The organism is Oligoflexus tunisiensis, from assembly GCF_001748245.1.
Taxonomy (GTDB): Bacteria; Bdellovibrionota_B; Oligoflexia; order Oligoflexales; family Oligoflexaceae; genus Oligoflexus; species Oligoflexus tunisiensis.
Map to the genome: position 1 here is coordinate 3942071 of NZ_BDFO01000001.1, position 23753 is coordinate 3965823.

The 23753-nt window shown below is 55.5% G+C and carries 20 protein-coding genes; 11 read left to right on the forward strand and 9 right to left on the reverse strand.

Translation table 11 applies throughout. The features are described from left to right. Positions 1–4: 4 nt before the first annotated feature. Positions 5–505, reverse strand: a complete 501-nt coding sequence (locus OLTU_RS16445; protein ID WP_141733854.1) for an energy transducer TonB — start codon at positions 503–505, stop codon at positions 5–7. Positions 506–866: 361 nt separating this feature from the next. On the opposite strand from OLTU_RS16445, the gene OLTU_RS16450 reads away from it, so the two are divergent. After that, positions 867–1217: a response regulator gene (locus OLTU_RS16450; protein ID WP_141733855.1), complete on the forward strand. Its 351-nt coding sequence runs from the start codon at positions 867–869 to the stop codon at positions 1215–1217. On the opposite strand, the gene OLTU_RS16455 is transcribed toward OLTU_RS16450, so the two are convergent. The 4 genes from OLTU_RS16455 to OLTU_RS16470 form a co-directional block, all read right to left on the reverse strand. Beyond that, entirely contained in the window at positions 1212–2762 is a 1551-nt protein-coding gene (locus tag OLTU_RS16455; protein ID WP_176736686.1) for a 3'-5' exonuclease, read from the reverse strand. The two genes, OLTU_RS16450 and OLTU_RS16455, sit on opposite strands and share 6 nt — an antisense overlap. A 723-nt stretch (positions 2763–3485) precedes the next feature. After that, positions 3486–4724 carry a TCR/Tet family MFS transporter gene (locus tag OLTU_RS16460; RefSeq protein WP_141733857.1) on the reverse strand — a complete coding sequence of 413 codons (1239 nt, stop codon included), beginning with the start codon at positions 4722–4724 and terminating at the stop codon, positions 3486–3488. Between the two features lie 63 nt (positions 4725–4787). Then, positions 4788–5543, reverse strand: coding sequence for an SDR family NAD(P)-dependent oxidoreductase (locus OLTU_RS16465; protein ID WP_176736687.1), 756 nt, complete (start codon positions 5541–5543; stop codon positions 4788–4790). A gap of 74 nt (positions 5544–5617) precedes the next feature. After that, a complete protein-coding gene (locus OLTU_RS16470) occupies positions 5618–6967 on the reverse strand; it encodes a sensor histidine kinase (protein WP_176736688.1) in 1350 nt (449 codons plus the stop codon). A gap of 160 nt (positions 6968–7127) precedes the next feature. On the opposite strand from OLTU_RS16470, the gene OLTU_RS16475 reads away from it, so the two are divergent. From OLTU_RS16475 to OLTU_RS16485, 3 genes are all read left to right on the forward strand, one after another. Next, the gene (locus tag OLTU_RS16475) at positions 7128–7859 is read left to right on the forward strand and encodes a hypothetical protein (protein WP_141733860.1); all 732 of its coding nucleotides are present in this window, start codon (positions 7128–7130) and stop codon (positions 7857–7859) included. 204 nt (positions 7860–8063) lie between these two features. Next, a complete protein-coding gene (locus tag OLTU_RS16480; protein ID WP_141733861.1) occupies positions 8064–9506 on the forward strand; it encodes a coiled-coil domain-containing protein in 1443 nt (480 codons plus the stop codon). Between the two features lie 45 nt (positions 9507–9551). Beyond that, complete coding sequence (locus OLTU_RS16485; protein ID WP_176736689.1) at positions 9552–10559, forward strand: LysM peptidoglycan-binding domain-containing protein; 1008 nt, start codon at positions 9552–9554, stop codon at positions 10557–10559. A gap of 52 nt (positions 10560–10611) precedes the next feature. Here the strand turns inward: OLTU_RS16485 and OLTU_RS16490 are convergent, their stop codons facing one another. After that, complete coding sequence (locus OLTU_RS16490) at positions 10612–11766, reverse strand: BamA/TamA family outer membrane protein (protein WP_176736690.1); 1155 nt, start codon at positions 11764–11766, stop codon at positions 10612–10614. Positions 11767–12003: 237 nt separating this feature from the next. Between OLTU_RS16490 and OLTU_RS16495 the strand changes: the two genes are divergently transcribed. The 4 genes from OLTU_RS16495 (at position 12004) to OLTU_RS16510 (ending at position 15737) form a co-directional block, all read left to right on the forward strand. Beyond that, on the forward strand, positions 12004–12711 hold the full coding sequence (locus tag OLTU_RS16495; RefSeq protein WP_141733864.1) for a TorF family putative porin: 708 nt from the start codon (positions 12004–12006) through the stop codon (positions 12709–12711). A 105-nt stretch (positions 12712–12816) separates the two neighbouring features. Continuing rightward, complete coding sequence (locus OLTU_RS16500) at positions 12817–13194, forward strand: hypothetical protein (RefSeq protein ID WP_141733865.1); 378 nt, start codon at positions 12817–12819, stop codon at positions 13192–13194. A gap of 9 nt (positions 13195–13203) precedes the next feature. Beyond that, a complete protein-coding gene (locus OLTU_RS16505) occupies positions 13204–14007 on the forward strand; it encodes a LysR family transcriptional regulator (protein ID WP_141733866.1) in 804 nt (267 codons plus the stop codon). 44 nt (positions 14008–14051) lie between these two features. Continuing rightward, positions 14052–15737, forward strand: a complete 1686-nt coding sequence (locus OLTU_RS16510; RefSeq protein ID WP_141733867.1) for an alkaline phosphatase family protein — start codon at positions 14052–14054, stop codon at positions 15735–15737. Here OLTU_RS16510 and OLTU_RS16515 read toward each other — a convergent pair. Beyond that, positions 15724–17958 (reverse strand): ATP-binding protein, encoded by a 2235-nt coding sequence (locus OLTU_RS16515; RefSeq protein ID WP_141733868.1) that lies wholly within the window; start codon positions 17956–17958, stop codon positions 15724–15726. The genes OLTU_RS16510 and OLTU_RS16515 overlap by 14 nt on opposite strands. A 39-nt stretch (positions 17959–17997) precedes the next feature. Between OLTU_RS16515 and OLTU_RS31960 the strand changes: the two genes are divergently transcribed. The 3 genes from OLTU_RS31960 (at position 17998) to OLTU_RS16530 (ending at position 20460) form a co-directional block, all read left to right on the forward strand. Further along, positions 17998–18786, forward strand: a complete 789-nt coding sequence (locus tag OLTU_RS31960) for a substrate-binding periplasmic protein (RefSeq protein WP_176736692.1) — start codon at positions 17998–18000, stop codon at positions 18784–18786. Positions 18787–18797: 11 nt separating this feature from the next. Beyond that, complete coding sequence (locus OLTU_RS16525) at positions 18798–19598, forward strand: substrate-binding periplasmic protein (RefSeq protein ID WP_176736693.1); 801 nt, start codon at positions 18798–18800, stop codon at positions 19596–19598. A 97-nt stretch (positions 19599–19695) separates the two neighbouring features. Beyond that, on the forward strand, positions 19696–20460 hold the full coding sequence (locus OLTU_RS16530; RefSeq protein WP_141733870.1) for an OBAP family protein: 765 nt from the start codon (positions 19696–19698) through the stop codon (positions 20458–20460). On the opposite strand, the gene OLTU_RS16535 is transcribed toward OLTU_RS16530, so the two are convergent. Then, positions 20430–20840 (reverse strand): response regulator, encoded by a 411-nt coding sequence (locus OLTU_RS16535; RefSeq protein WP_141733871.1) that lies wholly within the window; start codon positions 20838–20840, stop codon positions 20430–20432. The two genes, OLTU_RS16530 and OLTU_RS16535, sit on opposite strands and share 31 nt — an antisense overlap. A 90-nt stretch (positions 20841–20930) precedes the next feature. Then, positions 20931–23738 carry a hypothetical protein gene (locus OLTU_RS16540; protein ID WP_141733872.1) on the reverse strand — a complete coding sequence of 936 codons (2808 nt, stop codon included), beginning with the start codon at positions 23736–23738 and terminating at the stop codon, positions 20931–20933. Between the last annotated feature and the right edge of the window lie 15 nt (positions 23739–23753).

The window sequence follows — 23753 nt, forward strand, 5'->3', positions numbered from 1 at the left end:
CAGGCTATAAGCTGGGATTGGAAGAATCTTCTGAGGCCAGCGCCTTTTTCAGGCTGAAATTCAGACGCAGCTTCTGCTCGTTGTCGGCTGACGCGGCATCCTTGCCAGCCGGCAGTGGGCGGAAGCTCCAACGCGAGACCGCGCGTTTCGCGGCCTTATCGAAAACCATCGGTGGAACGGATTCCACGACCTTCAGATTCTGCACCGAACCATCGCTGCCCACCTGAAAGCTGAGAACAACAAAACCCTCCAGCTGTTGTTCTGCGGCTTCCGTCGGATACTGCGGCATGAATTTAATCCGCGGTTCCTTGGGATCGATCCCACCGGCAAGCGGCGGCACGTCCACCAAAAGCTCGGTGACGGCGCGAGAGCCGGCGCGACTTTTGACCTTCGAACTTCCCAACGATGAGGCTCGGGCTTCCTTGATCTGCATGAGATGCTGCACGGGCAGACTGATCACAAGCGTCACAACGAATCCCACGAGACCGCTCACGACGTATCTCATGATTCCTTCCCCCGAGGACTTGCATCCCCGCAAAGCGGATATTAATGGATTCCTGGATCACTTCGTCATCAGGGCAGGATTGCTTCCTAACATGGCTGTCTCCTCTAACATCCTGATCCCTCGACAATCCCCTTTCCAGGGAAACTGTGCAGGCATCGTGTCGGCAAAATCTGCCGATTCTTGAGAGGTTCCCGCGTTATTTTTGGCAACCACGACCTCCTGCCTTTCTTTGGTTCATCGTTTCCACGAGTTGAAATTCTTACCGAAAGTCCGAAACTTATACTATTTTGGCTAATTTCACCGTTTGCGGGTTTTCGCGTATAATGGGCGAGGTATTTTATTCGAAAGCGGGGGACACAGCATGATCAAAATTCTGCTTTGCGATGATGACCAGGAGAGTGCAGCGGTCCTGGAATCGCTCTTGAAAAAACGTGGCCTGCAGGTCATTCGACCCGGGCAATTCTTACAGCTCGAAATACTTCTCGACCAGGCGCGACCGGATCTTCTGCTGCTCGATATGTGTCTGCCGGATGTGTCGGCTGGGTCCGTAATTGAACACGCGCGATCCCGGGGAATTCCGGTGCTGGCTTTTTCAGGAATGTCGAGCTGGAGGCAGGAGGCTCTGGACGCCGGGTGTATCGCTTTTTTGGAAAAGCCGTTCAGCGTCCGTCAGGTTTTGGAATTCGTCGATCGTCACGTTAAGGCATCATAGTCGGGCCAGAGTATCCAGCGGGATCACCCGCACATTTTCATGACGCTCGCCAAAGAAGGCCCACCAGAACATGCGGTTCAAAAGAATGGCATCGCCATAGGTCAAGGGCTGCTTGACGGCACTGATCTCGCGCAAGGCATCCTTGAGCTGCCGATAGACGCGAATATTCAAATCGTTCTTTTTCAAACCCTGCACAAGGTCGCCCTGCACGCTGAACTCCGACTGCAGGCGGCCCACCGCCACACAGTAAAGATGCCAGCGATCCTCCTCCACAGCTACGGCCACGATTCCGGAACAGATGCTGGCGCCATGGAGATCTTCAGGAATGGCAATCTCGTTCAGCTGATCGCGGATCCTTTGCAGGTGGCGAGACTTTTCCTCGAAACGGGGGAAGAAGGAGAGGAACTTTTCCTTCAGCGTTGGCACCAGCCTTTTGCGCCGGAAGAAGGTATCAAGTATCGGCCATTCCTCGGGCAGGATCTGCAGACCTTTTTTCGCCGGCTTTCGCCCCAGGATGCGTGCGATGTGATCGAGCAGCGTCGTGATATCCTTGCCGCCGCGAATCGGACCGAGGAAGCTCACCACATCGGCCACCAAAGGTCCTGTCGTCAAGCGATAGGCATCCTCGTCCTTGCAGATGTAGATGAAATTCGCGGTGCGCTGATGCCAGTTGGCAGGATCAAAGCGAATGCGATGCCGCACGAGGCTCTGCGCTTCCAGGAGCGCGGCCGCGAAGGCGGTTGGCGTCTCCTCGATGCGGATGTCGGAACTCGACAGCACCGCACGCAGAAGCTGCTTCGGCAGCGCGTTCAATTTCTGCAGGCGCTTCACTTCCCGGGCAATGCTATGGGCACTCGAAAGGAAGGTGACATGCCCGCTGAAGTCGTAAAGATAAAACACACCCTCGGTATCCGGCAGATGCGCGAGAGCCTCGGGCTTGACGCCCCAGCCCAGCCTTGTGCCGGATTCAAAGTCCCCCTGGAAGCGGATCGCATCCGCAATGGATTTGATGCCCTTGTCTTCCAGTTTTTGCAGAAGGACCTTGAACAGTTCGAGCGTGAGATAGGTGTCCGCTTCCGCCCGGTGCAGCTGCGCATCAGTCGGCAGCTTGAAGAAGTCACCCAGGCCCCGCAATGATTTATCCGGGGCATTCGGCGCCATCTTCTCGACGAGCAGATGCGTGCACATGAAGTAATTCGTGACCTCATGCTGGCATTCATGCTGAGCGAAATAGCGAATGAATTTCATATCCCCAATGGTGTTATGCGCCACCAGGATATCATCGGCGATGAAGCGGATGAATTCCGGCATGATCGCCTTGATCGGAGGCGCATCGCGGACCATCTTGTTGGTGATACCGGTCATCCGCCTTACGATCGGAGGAATCGAAACGCCGGGATTGACCATGCTATAAAACGTATCGATGATCTCGCCCTTGTGATAGCGCAGGGCGAAAATTTCCGTGATGCCGTTTTTCTCAGGATTGCCGCCGGTCGTTTCTATATCAAAGACGATATAGGTGCCTTCGCCAAGACTGGCATTCAAATGCCGCGTCTTCCCCTTGGCGGGGATCTCCCTGTTGGGTTTCCCGGACCTTTGGCCATGATTCGAGGTCGGGTGGCTCTCAGCCGAACCTGAATCGGACTTCGAGGAAGAACCCGCATTGGGTTTCGGCTGAATAAAAGTCATAAGGTCCCATGCTCAGCAATTCGATTCACAACCAATAGGAGGGCGTTGAAAAGGCCCCTCATTCTGCGTTGCTTCAGTCGGCACCGCTCCTCATGTACCAGTGTACACTCCGGTGCTCGCCTCTCTCGCGCCTGGTCTGAGAGGCCTTTTCAACGCCTCCATGTCGCCGTCTTGATCTTTTATGAAGAAGGCTACGACTGAATGATAGGCAGGCGCACCTGTCCTCATCGACTGGGCGAGACTTTTGTATGTAACAGAAAATGAGGAAAGAAGCAGTAAAGAAAAGCAGTTAGCGGGAATACCTGGCACTTTTTTTGAGACGAAGCGACTGCCACGCACAAGAGACCATGCCGGACATGCAGCATTTTGCGCTGAATGCAGACTTGCTAGTATGGAAAAGCAGCAATTTCCGTTTTAACGCGTCCCGTACAAAGGACAGAACTCGTCCGCACTGGCATCAGCCAGTCTGTCATATATGCGTTGTGAGGTTCCATGGAAACGAAAAAACATTGGATTATCGTCCGTGCCGGGATTTGGGTCGCCGGCATGACTGTCGCTATGCTGGCCTCCCTGGTGCACTCACGCCCCCGTGCTGGCACGACTGGCCGCCACCGTGGATGAGCGTCCCAAAAGATCGAGTCCCAGCGCCACGAGACAGATCACAGTGGCTCCGATATAGGCGGCACCGGGAAAAAAGATCGGGGACTCGGGAGCTGTGAACCGCACAAAAAGTTCGGTATAGGCGAAAGGAGCTATGATGCTCGCCAGACTGCCGAGCGAAACGAGGCTGCCCTGCAGTTCCCCCTGTTCATTCATCGGCACGCCTTTGGTGATGATGGACTGCAGAGCGGGCATCGCGATTCCGGAGAGGCATGAGGCCGCGGTGATTGCATAGATCATCCAGCCCTGGGTGGCCAGCGCATAGGCGGCAAACGCGAGCGCATACAGGAACAGCCCAATCGTCAGAGAGCGGGGTTCTCCCAGCTTCGGAATCACATAACGGGGCAGAACACCCTGCGCGACCGCAAAGACCACGCCCACAAAGGACAGCGAGACGCCGACCTCCCAGGCCGTCCAGCCGAATTTCAGCTGCGTATAAAGCGTCCAGTTCACTGGATGCACCTGGCCGGCGATGAAGACGACAAAGTAGATCCAGAGCAACACGAGAATCGGCGAAGGTCGTAGAATTTTGACCAGTGCTGCAAAGGGATTGATCCGACGCCACTCCAGTCGTCGCCGCATGGACTCCGGCAGGGATTCGGGCAGCACAAAAATCCCAAACAGAAAGTTGGCCAGATTCAGCACAGCCGCCGCCACAAACGGAGCCGTGGGTCCCAATGAACCGATGGCACCACCGATCATGGGTCCTGTGATAAAGCCGAGCCCCCACGCGGCCCCGATCATTCCAAAGTTGGCGGAACGGTTGTTGTCATCGCTGATATCCGCCATGTAGGAGCTGGCGACGGTCATGCTCGCGCCGGTCAGGCCCGAGATGATGCGGCCGATAAAGAGCAGCACGAGATTCGGGGCAAAGGCCATGATCAGGTAATCCAGCCCGGCTCCCAGCAGCGAGATCAAAAGAATGCGCCGCCTTCCAAAACGATCTGAAAGAGCCCCCAGCACCGGAGCGGCAACGAATTGCATCAGGGCATAAACGCCGATAAAAAGCCCGTAATAGCGGCTCACGTCGGTGGCATCGGTACTGAAACGCCGGAAGATATCCGGCATCACCGGGATCAGAATACCGATGCCCATGGCATCGAGCAAAATCGTAAAGAAGATAAAACGGACGCGAGCCTGGCTGGAGGTCGAGGTCATGGACGTTCCTATGACGAGAGAAATGTTACCAAGCCTTCACTGTAACATTCCCCCTGGGACGACTCAACCGGGACGTAGACGCAGCAGCACCTGACGGAAGAGCGGTTTAGGAACCAAACGCAGAAGCTGCACGATCACGGCGAGTGAGGACGGAAAATGCACCGTGGCCTTGCGGGCTTCAATCCCACGCATCATGATGCGAACAGCGTCCGGGGCATCGAGCAGAAACGGCATTTTGAATTTATTCTTTTGCGTCATCGGCGTGCGCACAAAACCGGGGCAGATGGTGGTCACGGGAATTTTCAAAGGCATGAGTTCGATGCGCAGCCCTTCCAGATAGCTCGAAACCGCCGCCTTGCTCGAACAGTAGACCGTGGAGCGTGGGAAGGACAGATAAGCCGCCAGGCTGGAAACCCCAACGATATGCCCGCGCTTCCGTTCCATAAAATAAGGCAGGACCGCGGCCACGGTCTGCATCAGGCCGATCACATTCACTTCATAAACCAGACGCGCTTCCGCCACATTAAAGCGCTTGAGCGGAGCATCCAGCGAGACCCCGGCATTGGCGATCAGAAGATCAATGGGTCCCAGCTCCTTTTCCGTGCGATCGACCGCCCCCTTGATGTCCTCCCACCGGCTGACATCCGCAGCGATCACCAGCACCCGGCGGCCCAGGGGGTCGAGTTCCTTTTTGAGAGCTTCAAGCAGAGCGAAGCGCCGGGCGACCAGCGCGACATCATAACCCGCCTGCACCAGTTGCCTGGCCAGCTCGTGGCCCAATCCGGTCGAGGCGCCGGTAACAAAGGCTATTTTTGACAAGGTGATGCCCTTTCCTGGAAAAGTTTGGCCTGAGAATGCGGCCTTTTTCCGGGATGCGCAAGACGGCAAATTGATCAGGAGGCTGCGGATACGGCCTGTGCAGGCTGATAGAAAAGCGGCAGCTGAAGAAGGAACTGGCCCCCGGGACCCGGAATGCAGGCAAGGTCGCCTCCATGATGCCGGGCGATGCTGCGGGAACTGGAAAGGCCGAGGCCGGTGCCCTTGCCGATTTCCTTGGTGGTAAAGAAAGGTGCGAAGATGCGCTCGACTTTTTCCTTGGGCACGCCCGGGCCGTTGTCACGAACCAGGACCGAAAACGTTTCGGCCTCGCGACGGAAGCTCACCTGGATCCAGGGATTGGGTCCATCCTTGACGGCATCCATGGCATTCGAGATGAGATTGATCAGGATCTCCAGAATATGTCCCTTCTGCCCATAGATCACCGCATGGTCGAGCCCCTGCTGCAGAATCTCAAAGCGAATGCCGGCATCACGCATATGCTCGCCGAAAAGGTGTTTGACGAAATCCGGAAAGTCCACGAGCTGGATGGATTCATAGGCATCCATGGGACTTTGCGTCAGGGATAGGAGACGCTGCACGATGGTTTTGATGCGTTCGATGGCTTCGAAGGCCTTATGAATGCGTTCGATCCGATCCGGACGATGGCGCAGAAGTTCATCCTGTTCCAAAAGCTGCAGAACGAAATGCACAATGGTGAGGGGATTGTTCACCTCATGGGCCGTGCCCGCGGCGATGCGCCCCAGATCCGCCATGCGCTCGGCATGCACGCGCTCCTCGGTCTTGCGCAGGATCTCGCGATAAAAGAACTCGCTTTGGAAAAAGAGCAGAGTGAAAGGCAGAACCGCCATCAGGAACGCGGCCGTGGTATGGATCACGGCGGAGGTTTCCGCCAGATGCCGCGGCAATGGATAGGCCGCCGGGATCTCATGCACGAGCTGCACAAAGGCAAAGAGCGACAGGGAACCGCAGGCAAAAAGCGACAGCCAGCGCCATTCCCGTCCGGTGAAAAGCACAAAGGGAAAGAAGGTCGCCGGCAGACAGTAGAGCCCGACCATGCCCTCACGTCCAAAGAGATAAACGCCCACGCCGATGCCGCCCCAGGCACACACCATGAAGCCCACACGGGCGAGCAAAAAATGTCCACGATGGCAAAGATACATCATAAAGGGAAAGACGATCAGCCAGGGAATCAGGGAAGGCAGACGATCCAAATAGCCGAAGCCCAGATAAACGAAGAGGACGAGGGAACAGACCGAAACCACCGCCATCACCGTTCCGTTGAAGGCGAGCAGACGCAATTTCAACATCGGATCATCCACCGTGGGATGTCCGATATAGAGGAGATGCTTCAGGGTTTTATTCAATCTTTTGCGCATGACGTCCTGATCAACCGCCCACGCCAAAGGGCGTCCTTTCATCACTTTAGCACAGCAAGGTCGGCAGAATTTCCCGTCATCACAGCTCGCGGTTCGGGTGCAGGATCATGCCGTACATTTCCTAAAGACCTGCTTTTCGGTACAATAGGGGTGACGAAGCTTATTTTGTAAAAAGGAAGCGTTGGTAATGTCGCAAAAACTCGCTGCTCTCTTGATGATCTTCGGAGGATCGACCCTCGCTCTGGCTCAGACGACAGAAACAGCACCGGAAGCTCAGCCGACCCCGGCGGAAGTTCAGCCAACCCCGGCGGACGCTCAAACTCCGGCGGAAGTGGAAGCGGAAATTGAAAGCGACATCGCCAATGCCGAAGATGTTCCCACTTTTCAGTATGCTGTTGAACTGGGTGCGGGCTTTCGCAAGGGCCCGGGTGCGGAACTGCGCTTCAGCTGGTACCGTGATGAGGAACAGACCTACGGTTTAAAAATTGGTCAGTACACCGGCAAGGATATCTCCCATTTTGATGAGCTGGCTCTGACCACCGTCAGCCTGCAAAGCCGCTTCAGTCTGGAAGGTTCCTTCTTTTTGGAAGGCGCACTGGATCTGACCCAGATCAAGGCCACCATTGACGAAGGACAGGCTGTCTCCACCGCCGACTCGGGCACTTACGGTTTCGAAGGCAACGTCAGCCAGGTGTTCCTGCAGATGGGCTTTGGCAATCAATGGCAAAGCGGATCGTGGACTTATGGGGTGGACTGGGTCGATCTCTATATTCCATTCACCGGTTCCTCGTTCAGCACCAGCAGCAGCGGCGATATCCTGGATCGTGAACAACGCGAGCGCCGCAACAAGCGTGATTTCAAAACGGAAGCCTGGGATATCAACTACGGAATCAGCCTTCACGCCGGCATGATGTTCTAAAGCCTCGGGGACCCCGGGTCCCCTCCTCATCCTCCCCTGTCACTTTCGAAGTACTACACGTCACAAATCTGGTCAGCCTTTCGGGTAAGAATCAAGACCCAAACCTGCGCATTCCATTACCTTTCGGGTATGAGTTTGCACGGTTCACATTTTGCTTTCGTATTTCCCCAAACTCAATCCTTCGCAATCCCAAGGAGACGAACCATGAGTCGTCAGTGGCCACAGCATTCTTTGCGTCTTGTTCTGCTCAGCAGCTTCCTCACCCTTTCGTGCAGTCGTCCCATGACCTGTGCCCTTGAGGGTTGTAATTCGGACAACGGCGTGGTGCTGGCCGACGACCTTAAGCCCGGTGAATCGGCTGATGCTCAGGCTCAACAGGATGATCTGAAAACCAAAATCAAGGATATCTATAACCGTCTGGGCGCGACCGAAGCGCTGGCCGCCCTTCTGCGGGAAGCGGTGAACCTGCACGAATCCCGCCTCAAGACCCTGGAAAATCAGGCGTCGAGTGTGAACGTCCGTCTCAACGATATTGATGGCATGATCGAACATCATGAAGAAGAAATCCATGCGCAGGCTCAGGCGCTGATCGACCTTGAAGACGCCATGAATGCCAGAATTGACGAGCAGGCTGCCCTGCAGGAAGCGGCTCTGGACGCTCTGCGGCTCGATCTGGAGGACGCTGACAGTCGTCTGCTGGCCTCCCTCGAAACCCTGGAAGAAAAAACCAAGGAAAAGATCAAGAATCTTCGGGATCGCATCCAAGCGGAGCGGGAGCGGCGTAAAGATAGGGATCAGGCCATTGCCGAAAACGCCGCGAGAAAACTCAAAGAGTTAAAAGCGGAACTCAAAGTTGAAATCGAGGCTCTGCAGGATGCCGATGCTGATATCCGCAAGGACCTGTGTGACGAAATCAATCGTCTGGATGATCGCGTGGATGACGTGATCGACAGCACGGAAAGCAAGATCCGCAATCTCTGGCGCGGTTATGTCTTCCTTCAGGCTCAAATCCTGGTTGTGGCCATCGGCAATGCCCAGGAACACGCCAGGCTTCGTGGAGAAATCGAGGCGGTGGAAGCCAAACTGAAAGAGGAAGTGGAAAAACTATCGACCAAGGACGCTGCCCTGCTGACAGAAATTCTGGCTCTGAAGCAGAGCCAAAGCGCAACCCAGGGTCAGCTCGACACTTTGCAGACACGTTTCGAGGCTTTCGTCGCCGAGCAAGCGGCCACCCATGCCGCGATCGACACTCATTTCACCAAGATAACCGGTGACATCAACAACCTGAAGACGACTCTGGAAGGTCAGATTGATGACGAAGCGGAGCGCATCGACACGATTATGAACGTTCTCCTGCCCAATTTGTCCGAATATGTCACAGGACTTCAGGACCGGGCGGATGAAATGGACATCAGTCTTTCCAGCATGAAGGACAGTCTGAAGGATCAGCGTGACGATTTTGAAGCTCTAAAAACCAAGCATGGAAAACTGCGCAAAGATTTCGACAATTATGCGTCGACGACCAATACGAAGATCAGCCAGCTCTCCAACATGCTGTCGAACATTAAGACCTGTAAGCTTGACAAGTGGGGTGGTCTCGCAGTGCTGACCTGCGGCAATACCACAGTGGTATTTCCCGGCTTTTAACCGGCAGCCATCATCCGCCAGTCGATGATCAAATTGGAGTCGAAGATGAGCCGCACAATGCACATAAACCTCGCGCTGCTGGCCGTTGTTCTGCACAGCCAGACGCTGCAAGCGAGAACCTATACTGTTCAAAAGGGTGACACACTTTCCCATATAGCCGGTCGCGAACTGGGCCGGCCCGTTTGGGGCGCTCAGGGTTCCCTCCAGAAACTTTTGGATAAGAACCCGGACATCCAAAATCCCGATCGCATTTATCCCGATCAGATCATCCGCATCAGCGATGATGATCCGATCGCGGCGGAACCCACGCCGGAACCTGAGGTCCAGGAGACGGCACCCGCGACCGATCAGCCTGCTGAACCTGCTCCCGTCGAGGATCCGGCCAGCAGCATGGAACAGGAAGACTCCGCCCGCTTTGGTTTCAAACTGGGTCTTGGCTTGTCCAAGGAGGAGCTGGAAGCCGTCGATCATCAGCGCAGCTTCAAGAGCATAGTGGATTCCGAGCTGCAGACGCTGGTCGACTTTGATGCCTACTATAAGCCTACAGTGGATAGTCGCGTGGGTTTGTCTCTGGGGTTGAAGAACGCCGCCTATGACGACACATCCGATGACCGCTTCGAAGGCCGTTCGCGCCAGCTCTACAAGTTGAGTGTGTTCGGTGATCTGACCATGGCCGATCGCTGGCATCTCGGTCTGGAACTCGGCAGTGAACAGAACTTCTTCGTGGTCCAAAAGCCCTTGAACCGACTGGGTTTGGAAGAAGCCTTTGTTGACTTCGCGCGACTGGCGATAAGTTATGATCTGGTCGTCAGCGACAACTGGCGCTGGAATCTCGGCTTTGATGGCAGCTACCTGGCCGCCGCCGAAACCGAAAATTATGAGGTGGAAAGCGGTTCGAGCTATGGTGTGGCGACCGGACTGCAGTACCGCTGGAATGCAGCGTGGAGCATGGAAGGAAACCTGCACTATGGACGTCGCAGTCAGGGCGTCGAGGACATTCGTCAGAAAATGACGGATCGTTCGGCGGACATCGCCCTGCGCTATCAGTTTTAAATTTTGAGTTTGAGTTTCCACGACAGGCGGGGCGATGCTCCGCCTGTTTCTTTTACCAGGCTTCCATCACGTAAAGATAGAGCTGTGGTCCACCCTGATCCTCGCCCAAACCGACATCCAGACGAACATTGATTTTCTGCTTGGGACTGATCTGATAACGCACACCGGTCCCATAGGAAGGTTTCAAAGCCTGATCAGGCATGGCATCCCAGTCGTGGGATACATTACCGAAGCCACCAAAAACAGCAACATTCCAGTACTTGGAGAAGCGGTACCGGGTTTCGGTCTGCATGACGATCATCTTGCGATCGCGATATCGGCCTTTGTAATAACCTCGCAAAAGGTCGTTCCCGCCCAGCTGCGCCAGCTGATAAAAGGGTGGATCGTGATTCACATTTTGGGCAAAGAACTGATGCGCCTGAATCCAATTGGGTCCGAGCATGTGATAGAAGCGGGCATCCAGTTTTTGTCCTGAGAACGGATAGCGGCTGCCCCATTGCTTGAAATAATGCCGGGAAAAGAGCTGAATCTTCATGCCCTGGCTGGGGAAGTAATTGTCATTGGTGGATTCCCAGAGCAGATAGAATTGAGCCCCGCGCTGCGGGCCACCATTCTCGCCATGGTAGAGGTTGTGACCCAGGAGGCCCTTGCCATCCGATTCCAGGGTTTTGAACTTGTCATTGCGCAGGATCAAACCTCCCCCGACGCTCAGGTGGGGAATCAATTCCCGATCCCCGCCGAATTCCAGGCTCTGCCGCTCCTCTTCATAGGCGGTGGCATCATCCCGATCGGTATCCCGGCCGGTTCCGAAAAAGGTCTGCGGAAACCTGGCGATCTCGGTGTACGCGTAAACCGAACTTTCCTCGCCATCCAGAATCTCCCTTGCGCCGACACCCCACAGGATCTGTTTTTTCTCGGTGTACATCAGGCCGGAAATAATCGGCGAAGGGCGTTTCTTGTCGAGGCCCGAGGTATAAAGAAGAACACCGCCGATGGCTAGACCCGTTTCAGGTGTGCGAAAGAGCAGAGGCATGCCGCCAAAATCTGATGTCACCGGCTCCTCGGCCACAGCCTTCTTCTGATCCTCGGTTGGGCTCTGGGCCCAGGCCTTCGGCCCATGCAGCAGGGGACCCGCAAGACATAGGGCAGACCAGGCACCGAACAGGATCGGATGCCATCTCTTGCTGAATCTCAAGCGCTGCCGCATGCGGGAATCTCCTAGGTCTCCCATCGGCAGCCGCCCGCAAGGCCTGAAGGCAAATTACCGCAAAGGACGACATCCGCCTGGTGTTTTCCCAAAAAAAGCTTCCAAACGGAGGTTGAAGGCGACCTTAGCGTAGGATCATGGCGTTCGAAAAAATGCCGGCCTGGCTTGCACGAAAAAGCAGCAAAATCCAGAATCAGCTCAGCCATCGAATCATTCGACAAAAGAAAGGGACTCACTATGCTTCATGCCCGCATCACCCTGGGATTCCTTGCCCTCACCGCCCTGCCCGCCTGGGCTGTGGACATGGAACGGCTCGCCCCCGGCCGCGACCTGAGCGCCACGGCCGGTGTCGACCTCGCGTCGGCCTATATTTTCCGCGGCACGACGGTGAACAAAAATCCGGTCCTGCAGCCGCTCCTGAAAGTTCAGTCGGGCGGTCTGACTTTGGGGGGCTGGGGCAATCGGGCGCTCGATGCCGAGAACGGCGAACTGGAGCAGGAGGTCGACGCCTTTGCCAGCTTTGATCTTCCCTTGGATGCCCTGCTCCTGTCCGTCGGCTACACCGAATACATGTATCCCGAATCCGACTTTGACAATGACCAGGAGGTCATGCTCAGGATCACTCTTCCGACGCTGCTCAACCCGACCCTTGCCGCGTTTCGCGGGGTCGGCGGCGGGATTCTCGATACCAATTACTATGAGTTGGGGCTTAAAGAGGAAATCTTTGCGCGATACGGCATCACGGGCAGCTTTGGGGGCACGCTGGCTTACCTGGATCGTGAAACGGGCGAGGATGGCCTCAGCCACCTGACTCTGACGGCCGGCGCTGCCTGGCAGGTGGTGGCAGCCTCGGTCAACTACGTTGTCGAAACCGACGAGGATGTGAACGACCTCGATGAACAGGAGCAACTCTATGTGACGACGGGGGCCAGTTTTACTTTCTAATCGAAACCTCATCCGGGTCGGCCCCGTCCTGTACGCCAGGACGGGGCTTTGCTTTACCCAAAAACGGATATAGAATGGCTTCACCATGTCTCGGAGGTATGTGTCATGGTTTACAAGAAATCCAAATTTTACGTGATTTTCATCAGCGCGATCCTCAGCGCCTGTGCCCACTACAGTGAGCGGTTGGAGTCCTCGTTGCAAGGTTGGGTTGGAAAACATCCCGATCAGCTGGTGGAACTTTGGGGTGCCCCGCGCAGCGTGTATGTCATGGAAAAAGGCAACAAGGTTTTGACCTTTGAAGCAAGCGAGCTCTACTCCCGCACGCTGGGCTACTGGCGCCGTCCGGAGATCTATACGCAGAGTGAAAACTGCAAGATCAGCTTCTTTACGGATGCCAGTCAGAAATCCATCGAGAGATACAGCTACTCGGGGAGCACAGCCGCTTGCTATGACATGCTTCGTTCAGCACCTGGCCAGAAATAAAGAGGACTCATGGACTTTCGCTATCTGAAAGCTTTTCTTGCTGCCGCAGAACAGGGCAGTTTTTCCAAGGCCGCCGAGGAACTCAACATTGCGCAATCAGCCGTCAGTCGTCAGGTGAAACTCCTGGAGGAATCGGTCAACGATGAGCTTTTGATTCGCTCATCGAAACACCTGACCCTGACCGCCAAAGGCAAACGGCTCTATGATGCGGTCAAACACTTTCAATCGGAAGCGGAAAGTCTTTTGGCCGACGGCGAACGCAGTCTGATTCGCGTCGGCATTCCTCATGGGCTTTTGGAAAGCTGGTTTCAAACGCTCCTGGGCCCCTACTATCAGCAGAACGACCATAACTTCAATATCACCATGGCCGATCTTCCCGCGCTGCGGGAAGGTCTGGAGGCCGGGCGCTTTGAATTGGTCTTCACGCCCTTTGAAATCGACAGTGAACTGATCGTCTCGCGGCCCGTGCTGCATGAAGTCTTCGTCCTCGTGTCCGCGTTCGAAGTGGACCTGGATCGATTGAGCGATCACCGTTGGATCACCTATGGTTCCGGTGATCACCTTCTGCAGCTCGGACGCCGCCATCCGCGTCGGATCATTCAGGTGAATTCGATGACCGCCATCATGAAACTCGTGCGACAGGGCATTGGCATCGCTGTGCTGCCCGATCATATGCTGACCGCGGTGGATGACAGTCTCTTCCGTTATCACAACAAGAAGCTGCCCGATCAAACCATCTTCGCCTCCCATCTTCGCTACAAGCAAATCCCGGAGCCTCTTCAGTCAGTACTGGATATTTTACCCAAACCCTAGTCACTCATGGTACAATCAGGAAAAACTGAACGTGAGGGTCCAACATGCGCCTGGTCCGGAAGCAGGGGATTGCCTGCCTTTCCCTTGTCTGGCTGACAGCTGCTGCTGAAGCCCAGACGCCGCCACCCAAACTTGTGGTCGTGGTCGTGATCGACCAATTGCGTGCCGACCAGCTGCCCCGCTGGAGCCAGGGCTTTCTTCCGGCTCGCAGCAAATCGGGAACACCAGGGGGCTTTCGCTACCTGATGGAGGAAGGGGCCTACTTTCCCCTGGCCCAGTATCAGCATCTGCAAGGACTCACGGCCGTGGGTCATGCGACGATCATGTCGGGCGCTTTTCCCTATCAGCATCAAATCATTTTAAATGAATGGATCCATCCGGAAACCGGCCAGGTGATCCATGCCCCAACCGATGAACGGTACCCGATCGTCGGGGATGCCAAAGGTTTTCCCGACAAGGGGATCTCACCGAAAAACCTTAGCGGATCAACTTTTATTGATGAGCTGAAAAACTCCGGCTATCAGACCAAGGCTGTGTCCATTGCCTTGAAGGAACGGTCCGCGGTGCTGCTCGGCGGCCATCGGGCGGATCTGGCTCTCTGGTTCAACAGGGAAGCCGCGGCCTGGGTGTCCAGCCGTTACTATCTGCCTGAGGGCAAACTTCCCGATTGGGTCAATGCCATCAATACCCCTTTGAAGGCCCAGCAGGAGGACATGCTCCTTTGGGAAGCCGACGCGAAGGAAAGCGGAACGTCGCTGCCGGACAACAGGCTCCTGGAAAAAAAAGCGCCGCTTGATGAAATCGGGGTGAATTTCCCGCACAAGACCAAAACCGGCTCGCGCCATGCCGCGCTTTTTCCCTTTGGTGTGCAGATCACCACGGACATGGCCCTGGCGGCCCTTCATTCCATGAAACTCGGTCAAGGGCCTCACACCGATGTGCTGGCCGTGAGCTATTCAAGTCATGATTCGGTAGCTCATACCTTTGGCACCAACAGCCGCGAGCTGGAATTCCTGGCTGCATTTGAGGATAAGATGCTGTCGCGACTTTTGACCAGCATAGACCAGAAGGTGGGGCTGAAGAATACCCTCTTCGTGCTCACCTCCGATCACGGCGCTTCCCCGCTGACGGAATACCTTCAATCCGTCAACGTTCCGGCAGGACGCATTGATGAAGATAAGATTCTGAAGACCTGTGAAGAGATCATGGTGAAAGCCTTCGGCAAGGCCAGACACGGCTCCTGGATGCGCGGCTACACCAACCTGAATTATTACATCAATCACAAGGCGCTGCAGGCGGCGGGTCTTGATCTGGTGACGGCGCGCAAAAAACTGGGACAGAGTGTGCGGGGACAGGCCAAAATCATGGACAGCATTCAGTATGCTTTCACCGGTGAGGATGTGCGGGAACGCACGCTGCCGCCGGGGATCTTTGCCGATCAGATTCTGAAGACTTATGTGGAAGGTCGCAGTGGCGATATCATTTTCATTCCCAAGCCCTATCACGTTTACAGCAAAGTTCCCACGGTGCACGTCACGGGCTATTCGTATGATCGCTATGTGCCGCTCCTGATGGCCGGCCCTGGCATCAAACCGGGCCGCTATGGAGAAGTGGTGAACATCGTGGATATTGCGCCGACACTGGCGTTCCTGAGCGGCACGCTGCCCCCCAGCGGCGCAGAAGGCCGGGTCCTTTCCGAAGCCTTGAAGGATGAAACTAGGCGGCGTTAATGGTGCGGCTCTCCTGGCCCATGATGGCCCGTGGCAGGAGTATATCCAATTCAAAACCCTGTCCTTCCGTTGAGCGGGCCGTGACCTCGCCCCCATGTTTCTGCACCAGATCCTGAACGGCAAAGAGTCCGACCCCACGTCCGGAGCGTGTGGTCACCTCACCGGCTGTGCTGACGGAACTTTCAAACAGGATGCGCAGGGGATCCTGCTCATGGAATGGCCGCCCCCTTTGCTGATAAAGCGCACGCAGAGCTTCCATTCCAATGCCACAGCCACCATCGCGAATCACAAGCCGCACGTTGGCGTCCACCGGCTGGGCTTCCATGTGAAACACAAAAGGACCCACCGTCTGACCGCGCGCCTTGGGCTTCAGATAGCCATGATCCAGGGAGTTGGCCAGGGCATGCAAAAGGATGTCGGACAGAAGACTCATGCCCTGCGCACTCCACTGCACGAAACCATCCTGCACATCAAGACGTTGAATCGTGATGCCGGCTTTTTGTAAATCCTCGCGGATTTCGAGCAGCACCTGATCGACCGTCGCAAATACAAAATGATGCCGCTGATGGGAACGCTTCCCCCAGACCCGTTCCAGGGTATTCCGATAGGCGGCCGACTCCCGACGGAAACTCTCCAGCAGTGTCCGCAGGCGTTCCTGATCCAGGGTTTTCCCGCTTCTTTGCTGCAGAATCAGCTCTTCGGCCAGGTGGATGTTTTCAGTCAAAGGCTCAAACCCGAGGGAGCGCATGTTGCCCTTCACTGTATGCAGGATGGGAAAGGATTCCTGATGGGTCAAGGATCCGGCCGCGCGCAGTCGATCCAAAAGACCGTTGATGCGCAGTTCCGCATCGTCCAAAGCCTTGTCCGTGCGTCCGACACCCGCCTGCACGATGTCGCTCACGCGCCGCATGAAGAGTTCATGCGCCTTTTGCGTTTCCTGCATCTGGCGTTCCATATTCCGTTTTTCGGTGATGTCGCGCAGGGTCAGCATCATGCGTGACACAAGACCCGAGCTGGCATCCACGATCGGCATCCAATCCAGATCCAGAATCTGAGCTCCATCCGGGCCCCGGGTGATTTCCCCTGGCAGGTGGACACTGTTGACCTCAAACCCCAGCAGGTCCTCGCCAATGATGGAAAAGAGACTGGCCTTCACTTCATCCCGCGTATTCGCCGACAGCTGCGCGGTGCGGAAGACGAGGTCCAGCACATGCCCCCCGACGATCGTCTCGGGGCTCTCCTGCAGAATCCGGCTTAACTGATCGGAGATCTCCGCATCAATCCGGAAGTCGCTGCCAAAGGTCAGGATCCCTTCATTGATGTGAATCAGAATGTTCTGAATCTTGCGCTTTTCCTCTTCCAACTGCGCGGTACGCAGGTTCACGAGGTCCTGCAGTTTATACGTGAAGTCACGCAGGGTAACACGCATGGTTTCGAAGCTGCGGGCCAGAATTGCCATCTCATCGTTGGTCCTGAGACCCACCGGCTCTTCAAAGTTCCCGGCGGCGATCGCCTGGGTGCCATGCATCAGGATGTTGACGGGTTTCAGGACAAAATACTGGAGAGCGATCGAGAGCAATATTACGGTAAGGAGTGCGATGAAAAAGCCACCGATCAGCAGGCGATAGAGCATGTTTTCGGAGCGGGCCACACTCTCTTCCGTCGAATATTCAACCAGAAGATGGCCGATGAATTTCTGCGGTTCCCGTGCGGAGTGATGCCAGAGCGGGGCCAGGGCCTGCCAGCGCGTGGGATCCATCTGCACGAACTTCAAGGTCTGCAGGCGGGTCTCGTTCCAGGGAACCTGGGCCTGCCGCGCCTCGTCCCTTGTGAGACGGGGCTGGGTATCAACCGCCGCCGGAGCTTCGGCGCTTTCCCGAGCCAGGCCGAGATAAACGGCACCGGTCGGATCGATGACCTGAACCCGGCGGGTGGCGCGCGCATCAAACAGCCCACGAATCACGGATTCCGTGCGGACTTCATCAAAGTCCCAAAGGCCATCGCTGACCGATGGCAGGATGTTGGCAATCTGCACGGCCTGATTTTCCCGTTCCAGACTCTGCCCCTGCTCGATCAGATGATGGGCTTCATAGCTTGCCGCTCCGACCATCAACACACCTGTGACAAGACTCACGATAATCGTAATTTTTGTGCGCAGGGTGATCATGATTTTCCTGATGGTTTTCGCTTTCCCACCTTTCGGCTTTTTGCATTTAAACATAAGATGGAAGCTGGGAAATCTTTGCAGGGGAAGCTACGCATGGTCGAACTGCGATACATTCTGATGACCCTCCTCCTGGCGAATCAGGTGTCCTTCGGGGCTGAAGCGCCCCAGCCGACCATTCGCATCAATGACGCCACGTGGCCCCCGTATTTTTACCAGGACCGCGCTCCCGGGCAGAAAGCAGGGCTGGCCAAGGATATCATCCAGATATGCCTGCCCCGCATGAAGCGAAATTTTGAGTATGTGCAGCTTCCCATCGAACGCATGCAGAACCTGATGCAGTCGGGCGAAATCGATATCAATTTCTTTTCGTACAAAAAAGAGCGCGAGAGTTTTGTGACCTTCGGCAAGGAACTGGCCTTTAGCACGGCATACCAGCCGGTTGTTCGCAAGGATGCGAATATTACGATTCAGTCCCTGGCCGACTTCGACAAATACAAACTCGGCCATACCATTGGCCTGCGTTATGCGCCGGAATTTTGGGATTATATCCAAAAGCGCAAGCAGCGGAACGATTTGGATGAAACACCCAGCAACGAATCCAACCTGAAAAAACTTCTGGCCGGCCGTATCGATACCTTTGTCGCGGATGCTTCATCGATTCGGAGCCTGTCTGCGGATATGGGCGTGCTGGATCGCATTCGTCTGCTGGATTTCCGGATCTACGAAGGTGACTACTATCTTTCCCTTTCCAAAAAGTCGCCGCGGGTTATCAACCCGAGGGCCTTCGTCCAGGAGTTTGACCATTGTCTGGCTGATCTCAAGAAGGATGGAACCTACTGCAAAATATTGCAGACCTATCAACTGCCCTGTGTTCTCAAATAAGCGTGATGCCTATGCTGCGACACCTGATATGGATGATGCTGATCTTCTCTTTCCCGAAGCTGAGTGCGGGCTACGGCCTGTCGCCTCGGGCTCCGATCCAGATCAATTTTCCTGACTTTCCACCCTATTACTTTTTCGATGACAAGGGTCAAAGGACCGGCATCACCACCGAAACCCTGACCCTTTGCCTGAATCGCATCAAGCGCCCCTTTATTTTCGTGGATCTTCCGATTGAACGGATGCAGGTCGCCATGCAGGAGGGCTCGATCGATATTCACACCTATTCCTATCACAAGGGCCGGGAAAGCTTTGTCACCTTTGGTCATGAAGCCCTCTTCCGCACGGAATACCGACCCTTCGTGCGGGCTGATGCCAACATCACGATAAAAAAAATTTCTGACTTCGACACGCTGCGCCTCGGTCATATTCTGGGTCTGCGCTATTCCCCGGACTTCATGAAGTATGTGGAACGCCGCCGGCTGGCCAACACCATTGATGAAGCCTCAAGCACCGAGCAGAACTTTCGCAAGCTTCTGGCAGGCCGCATTGATATCTTTGTCAATGCTGCGGAACCGGCTCAGTATGCCGCGCAGCGCCTGGGCTACGCCGACAAGGTGAAGGCTCTGGACTGGGTGGCTCACGATGGAATATATTATACGGCGGTGTCGAATAACTCACGGCGCATACCCGATCGCGTGGCATTCCTCCAGGAGATGGACGGCTGCCTGCGGCAGATCAAAAAGCAGGGGACCTTCTGCGCGCTCTATAAAAACTATGGACTCGCCTGCCCGCGTCTGCCCCATCGCTCATGAAGACCCACCTTTGGTAATCTCCCCAGTCTCGACTTCATCGGCATGATCAGCTAGCTTTCTCCTGGGACATCGGGACACCAAAGCTGGAGCGCTTTTCATGCAAATTCGACCAGGAACTTTCCCCTTCATACTCCTGTGTAGTCTCGCCACTGCACCCCTGCTGGCGCAAGCGGACAAGACCAGGGCGGCTCCTCCCGGCACGGAGAAAACCACGAAGACCAGGGCTTTGGAGACAGGCTCCAAGGTCCTGCAGGGTGATGCGCCTGTCGATGCTCTGGATATTCACCTGGTTGGTTTCCATCCCATGAAGGAGCACCCGGAGCATCAGATGGAAGCGCATCACTTCTGTCGCCAGGTGAATGAAGACTTCGCCCAGTGTGTGCTCTTCGATGGTCATACGAAAAATGCCAACATGAATGGGATCGAATACATCATTTCCGAAAAGCTCTTTGAACAGCTGCCCAAGGAGGAACGCCAGTTCTGGCATCCGCACAACTACGAAATCCTCTCGGGCCAGCTGGTGGCTCCCCGTCTGCCGGATGCTGCGGAAAAGGCGCTCATGCGGACCAAGATGAATTCCTATGGCAAGACCTGGCATGTCTGGAACACGGGCAACATGGAGAAAAAGGGCGACCCCTTGCCCTATGGCGAGCCGATGCTGGCCTGGTCTTTTAATCATGATGGAGAAGCTCAGCCAGGTCTGGTGCAGACCATGGAAAAGAAACTGGATATTTCGGTGTCGGGAAAACGCAAACTGCGCAGCGATCTGACCAAACTCGCCAAACCGCAGGAAGGTGTCGATACTCTCAAAGGGAAATTCAAAGGACCGCTTCAGTCCATTCCAGGGGTGCAGGCGAAGTGAGGATTCTCGACCTGAAGGAGGCGGGCCAGCAGTCCATGCAGCTTTCTCATGTCGAAGGGCTTCTGCAGCAGATAGCAATCCTTGATGCCCTTGACCTCATCCTGCGAGAAATTGCCTGAACAAAAAATAAAAGGCGTATCCTGATTGGGTCCTGAACTCCCCCGCACTTCGCGCAGGACGGCCGAACCCAACATGCCCGGCATGACGTTGTCGGACAGAATCAGATCAAAGGTCTGGGACATGGCCTGTTTCATCGCCTCCAGACCATCATGGGCCCGGGTCAGCGACACGTTCACCAGATAATCCTTCACCTCGGTAGCCAGGAGTTCAAGCATCAGCTCATTATCTTCCGCCACCAGTATTTTGTATGTTTGACTCACGCGACTGGCTCACAATATTCGACAAATGTTACGGTTTCTGTTTCGCCGCTTATGAAAGAAACTGCAAGCTGCAATTTTGTCATAACCACATCAGGGAAGCAAGGTACAGGGCGCTGTCACCAGAGTCAGATTCGCACTTTCGGATCCGTAGTACTGACGAATAAAGAAGTTTATGAAGCCCTGCTTATCCGAACAGCCATTCGATACAAAGAAGCCATCCGTTTTGTTGTAACAAAGATTCTTCATCGTGGTCTTCAGACTGACGCGCAGATCCCCGTCCTTGGCCGAGCCCTGAAAGGCCTGTCCCCCACAGTCGGGCGCACTTTCCAGATCCAGAAGCTTCACCAGTTTCGTGGAACCGCGGGGCGCCATATAGATGGCAGACGGCAAATAGAAGTACAAATTCGACTGCTGATCAAAGGCCTTGGCGTTGGCTTGAAAGCCCATGTTCAAACCTATGTTCAATCCATCCTCAGGGGTGGTATAAGGCAGCGCCGCATTGCCTGATCCGGCTGCCGGAACGCTGACCAGTCCCGCCACAGACCCTGTGCTCACCGGAGCGTTGAGATCCAGATGATAGACCGAGAAGGACTTCGATGGATCCGATTCAAAGGTATTGGCCACCAGCAGGTCGAGCGAGGCCGTGGTATCGCTGATGGAATAGATCGATGTGGAATCCAAATACGCATTGGCTGGCAGAGTGATGGCCGTCGTGACTCCACTGCTCGTGTCGAAGAGCATGAAGGTCGATTGACTTTCGTGCCGCAGAATCAAACGGTTGGACATAGATTCCCCACGGGTATTGCGATAACGATAGGCCCGTGGCGTCGCATGACTGGCGGTATTCGTCACCAGCTGGGTCGCGGCATCATACGTGATGACATCCGAACGATCGGGACTTGTACTGTTGGGCCCCGGTGTGGTCACCAGGAAACTCGCGGATTGAGTGCCGGTCTTGAAAATATATTCCGCGCAGCTGCCGCTCCCGACGATGACGCTACAGGGAATTTCCAGGAAAGGCTGGAACTGCTCGCGTTGGAAGATCTCGACCACTGCGGTGCTCGCGCCCGAAACGGTCCGGTTATAGATGCGCAGAACTCTTTGCGTGGACGATTCCCAGAAGATATTGTTGATGCGTCCCACCTCGGGCGAGCGCTGCCGATCGTTGGCTGTGATCAGCTGAATTTTATCGCCGTGCACGAGTCCCAGGTATTCCATATTAGTGACCAGCATCCGCTCACCCGACAGGGGATAAATCCTGGAATTATCGGGAAAACGGCCATCAAAGGCCACGGTCTGGCCCTGCTTCATAAGGTCCACCGGCTCGGTCGTCCAGTTGAATGTCCCCTCGCCGAAGGTTCGAATCTGCTGCTGACTGTCCACCGTGCGCCAGTTTTCAAAGGTGATCCGGTAGATAAAAGAGTCAACCCCAAAGCGGGCAAATTCACGAGCGGGAACCACCGTATCATCCGCACAGGAGCCCGGCGCGGTCACCACCGCTTTCTTCGGCCCCACTTCGCGGAGCAGACGACCGGCCTTCAGATCGTAAAGGGCATAATTGCAATAACCGGAGTACAGCAGCACTTCCTGCCGATCGCGCACAAAACGGGTCAGCACTGAGGGATCCGTCAGGCCCGGTGTGATCCCATCCCCGGCACTGATATCCAGGGTCTGAATCACGCGGGTGCCGATGGCATCGGCCTTGTCCGGCGCATAGGTGCTGGCGATCCACACCAGCTTATCCGCTGACTTGACAACATCCACAACGACGAAGTTTTCCCCATCAAAGTTGGACTGGGTACTGATGCGTTGCCGTGAGGCTCCCAGATCCGCGAGGTTGCGGTTGGTCTTGTTCACGAGCACGCGTCCGGTCAGACCATCGGTGAGCGTATCCACGGCCCGAAGCAGCCGTCCGTTGTAATCAAAGTACAGGGCGCGCAGGGCGCTGGAGAAATTGCCACTGACGTCGATATCCCAGCCGCTGTTCGCATGAAACGTGGTGAATCCATTGGCGCCACAGACCACGCGCCAGGTCTGATGATTCAAGCGCATGGGATCTTCAAACTGATAGCTGAACCGCACGTTTTCATCAAAACGGCCCGCGATGGGACGGACCTCGTCCGTCTTGCGATCATGGATATAAATATAGGTGGGACTGGCCATGATCACGAGGTCTTCATGATCACAGACATCCTGCACGTTGACCTTATGGTCGAGTCGTTCCACCTTTGATCGGAAGAAGCCGGCCTGCACCGGTTGATTCTCAAGCGACAGCCTGTCGCTTTCCAGTTCGGGCAGACCCGTAAAGGAACGGTGGGTATCGCTGAAGTCACCTTCAATCACGCCCACAAAGTAAGGCAGCAGCACTTCCGGCCGCTCGGTGCGGGTCTGCTGGCGATCGCTGTCCGTAATCAGGAGAGGGAATTCCAGGGCCGACGTTCCCGAGCGCAGTTCACCGGAACATTGAATGCTGAGGTGGTCGTTCGATTCCAGACAACGGTCCAGGAGGAAGTCCCCGCGATACTGCACCGGCTGCTGCCAGGCGAGCCGGAGAGAGGGCTTGATCCGCAGCGGTATGAATTCACTGCCGAGTTCGCTGGTAATGGTCACTCGACAAAAGATCTCATATTGATCATCCGCAGTGTTTTTGAATTCACAGCGAGCCCGGGTGTTGTCAAAATCCGCGACCAGGTTCACCCCGGCGATCGACACAGGATCGGTCGCCCCAAGCTCCTCGATATCGGGATCCTGACTGCCGTTAGCCGGCCCTCCTCTTTCCTCCGCCGCCGGTATCTGCCGCGTATCCTTATTGCTGCTGCCGGGCACACAGGCGCCCAGCAGGACGGGAATCAGAGCCAAAGATACAATCACCTGGTGAGGTGCAAATCGCAATATCATTGGAATTTCCTTATC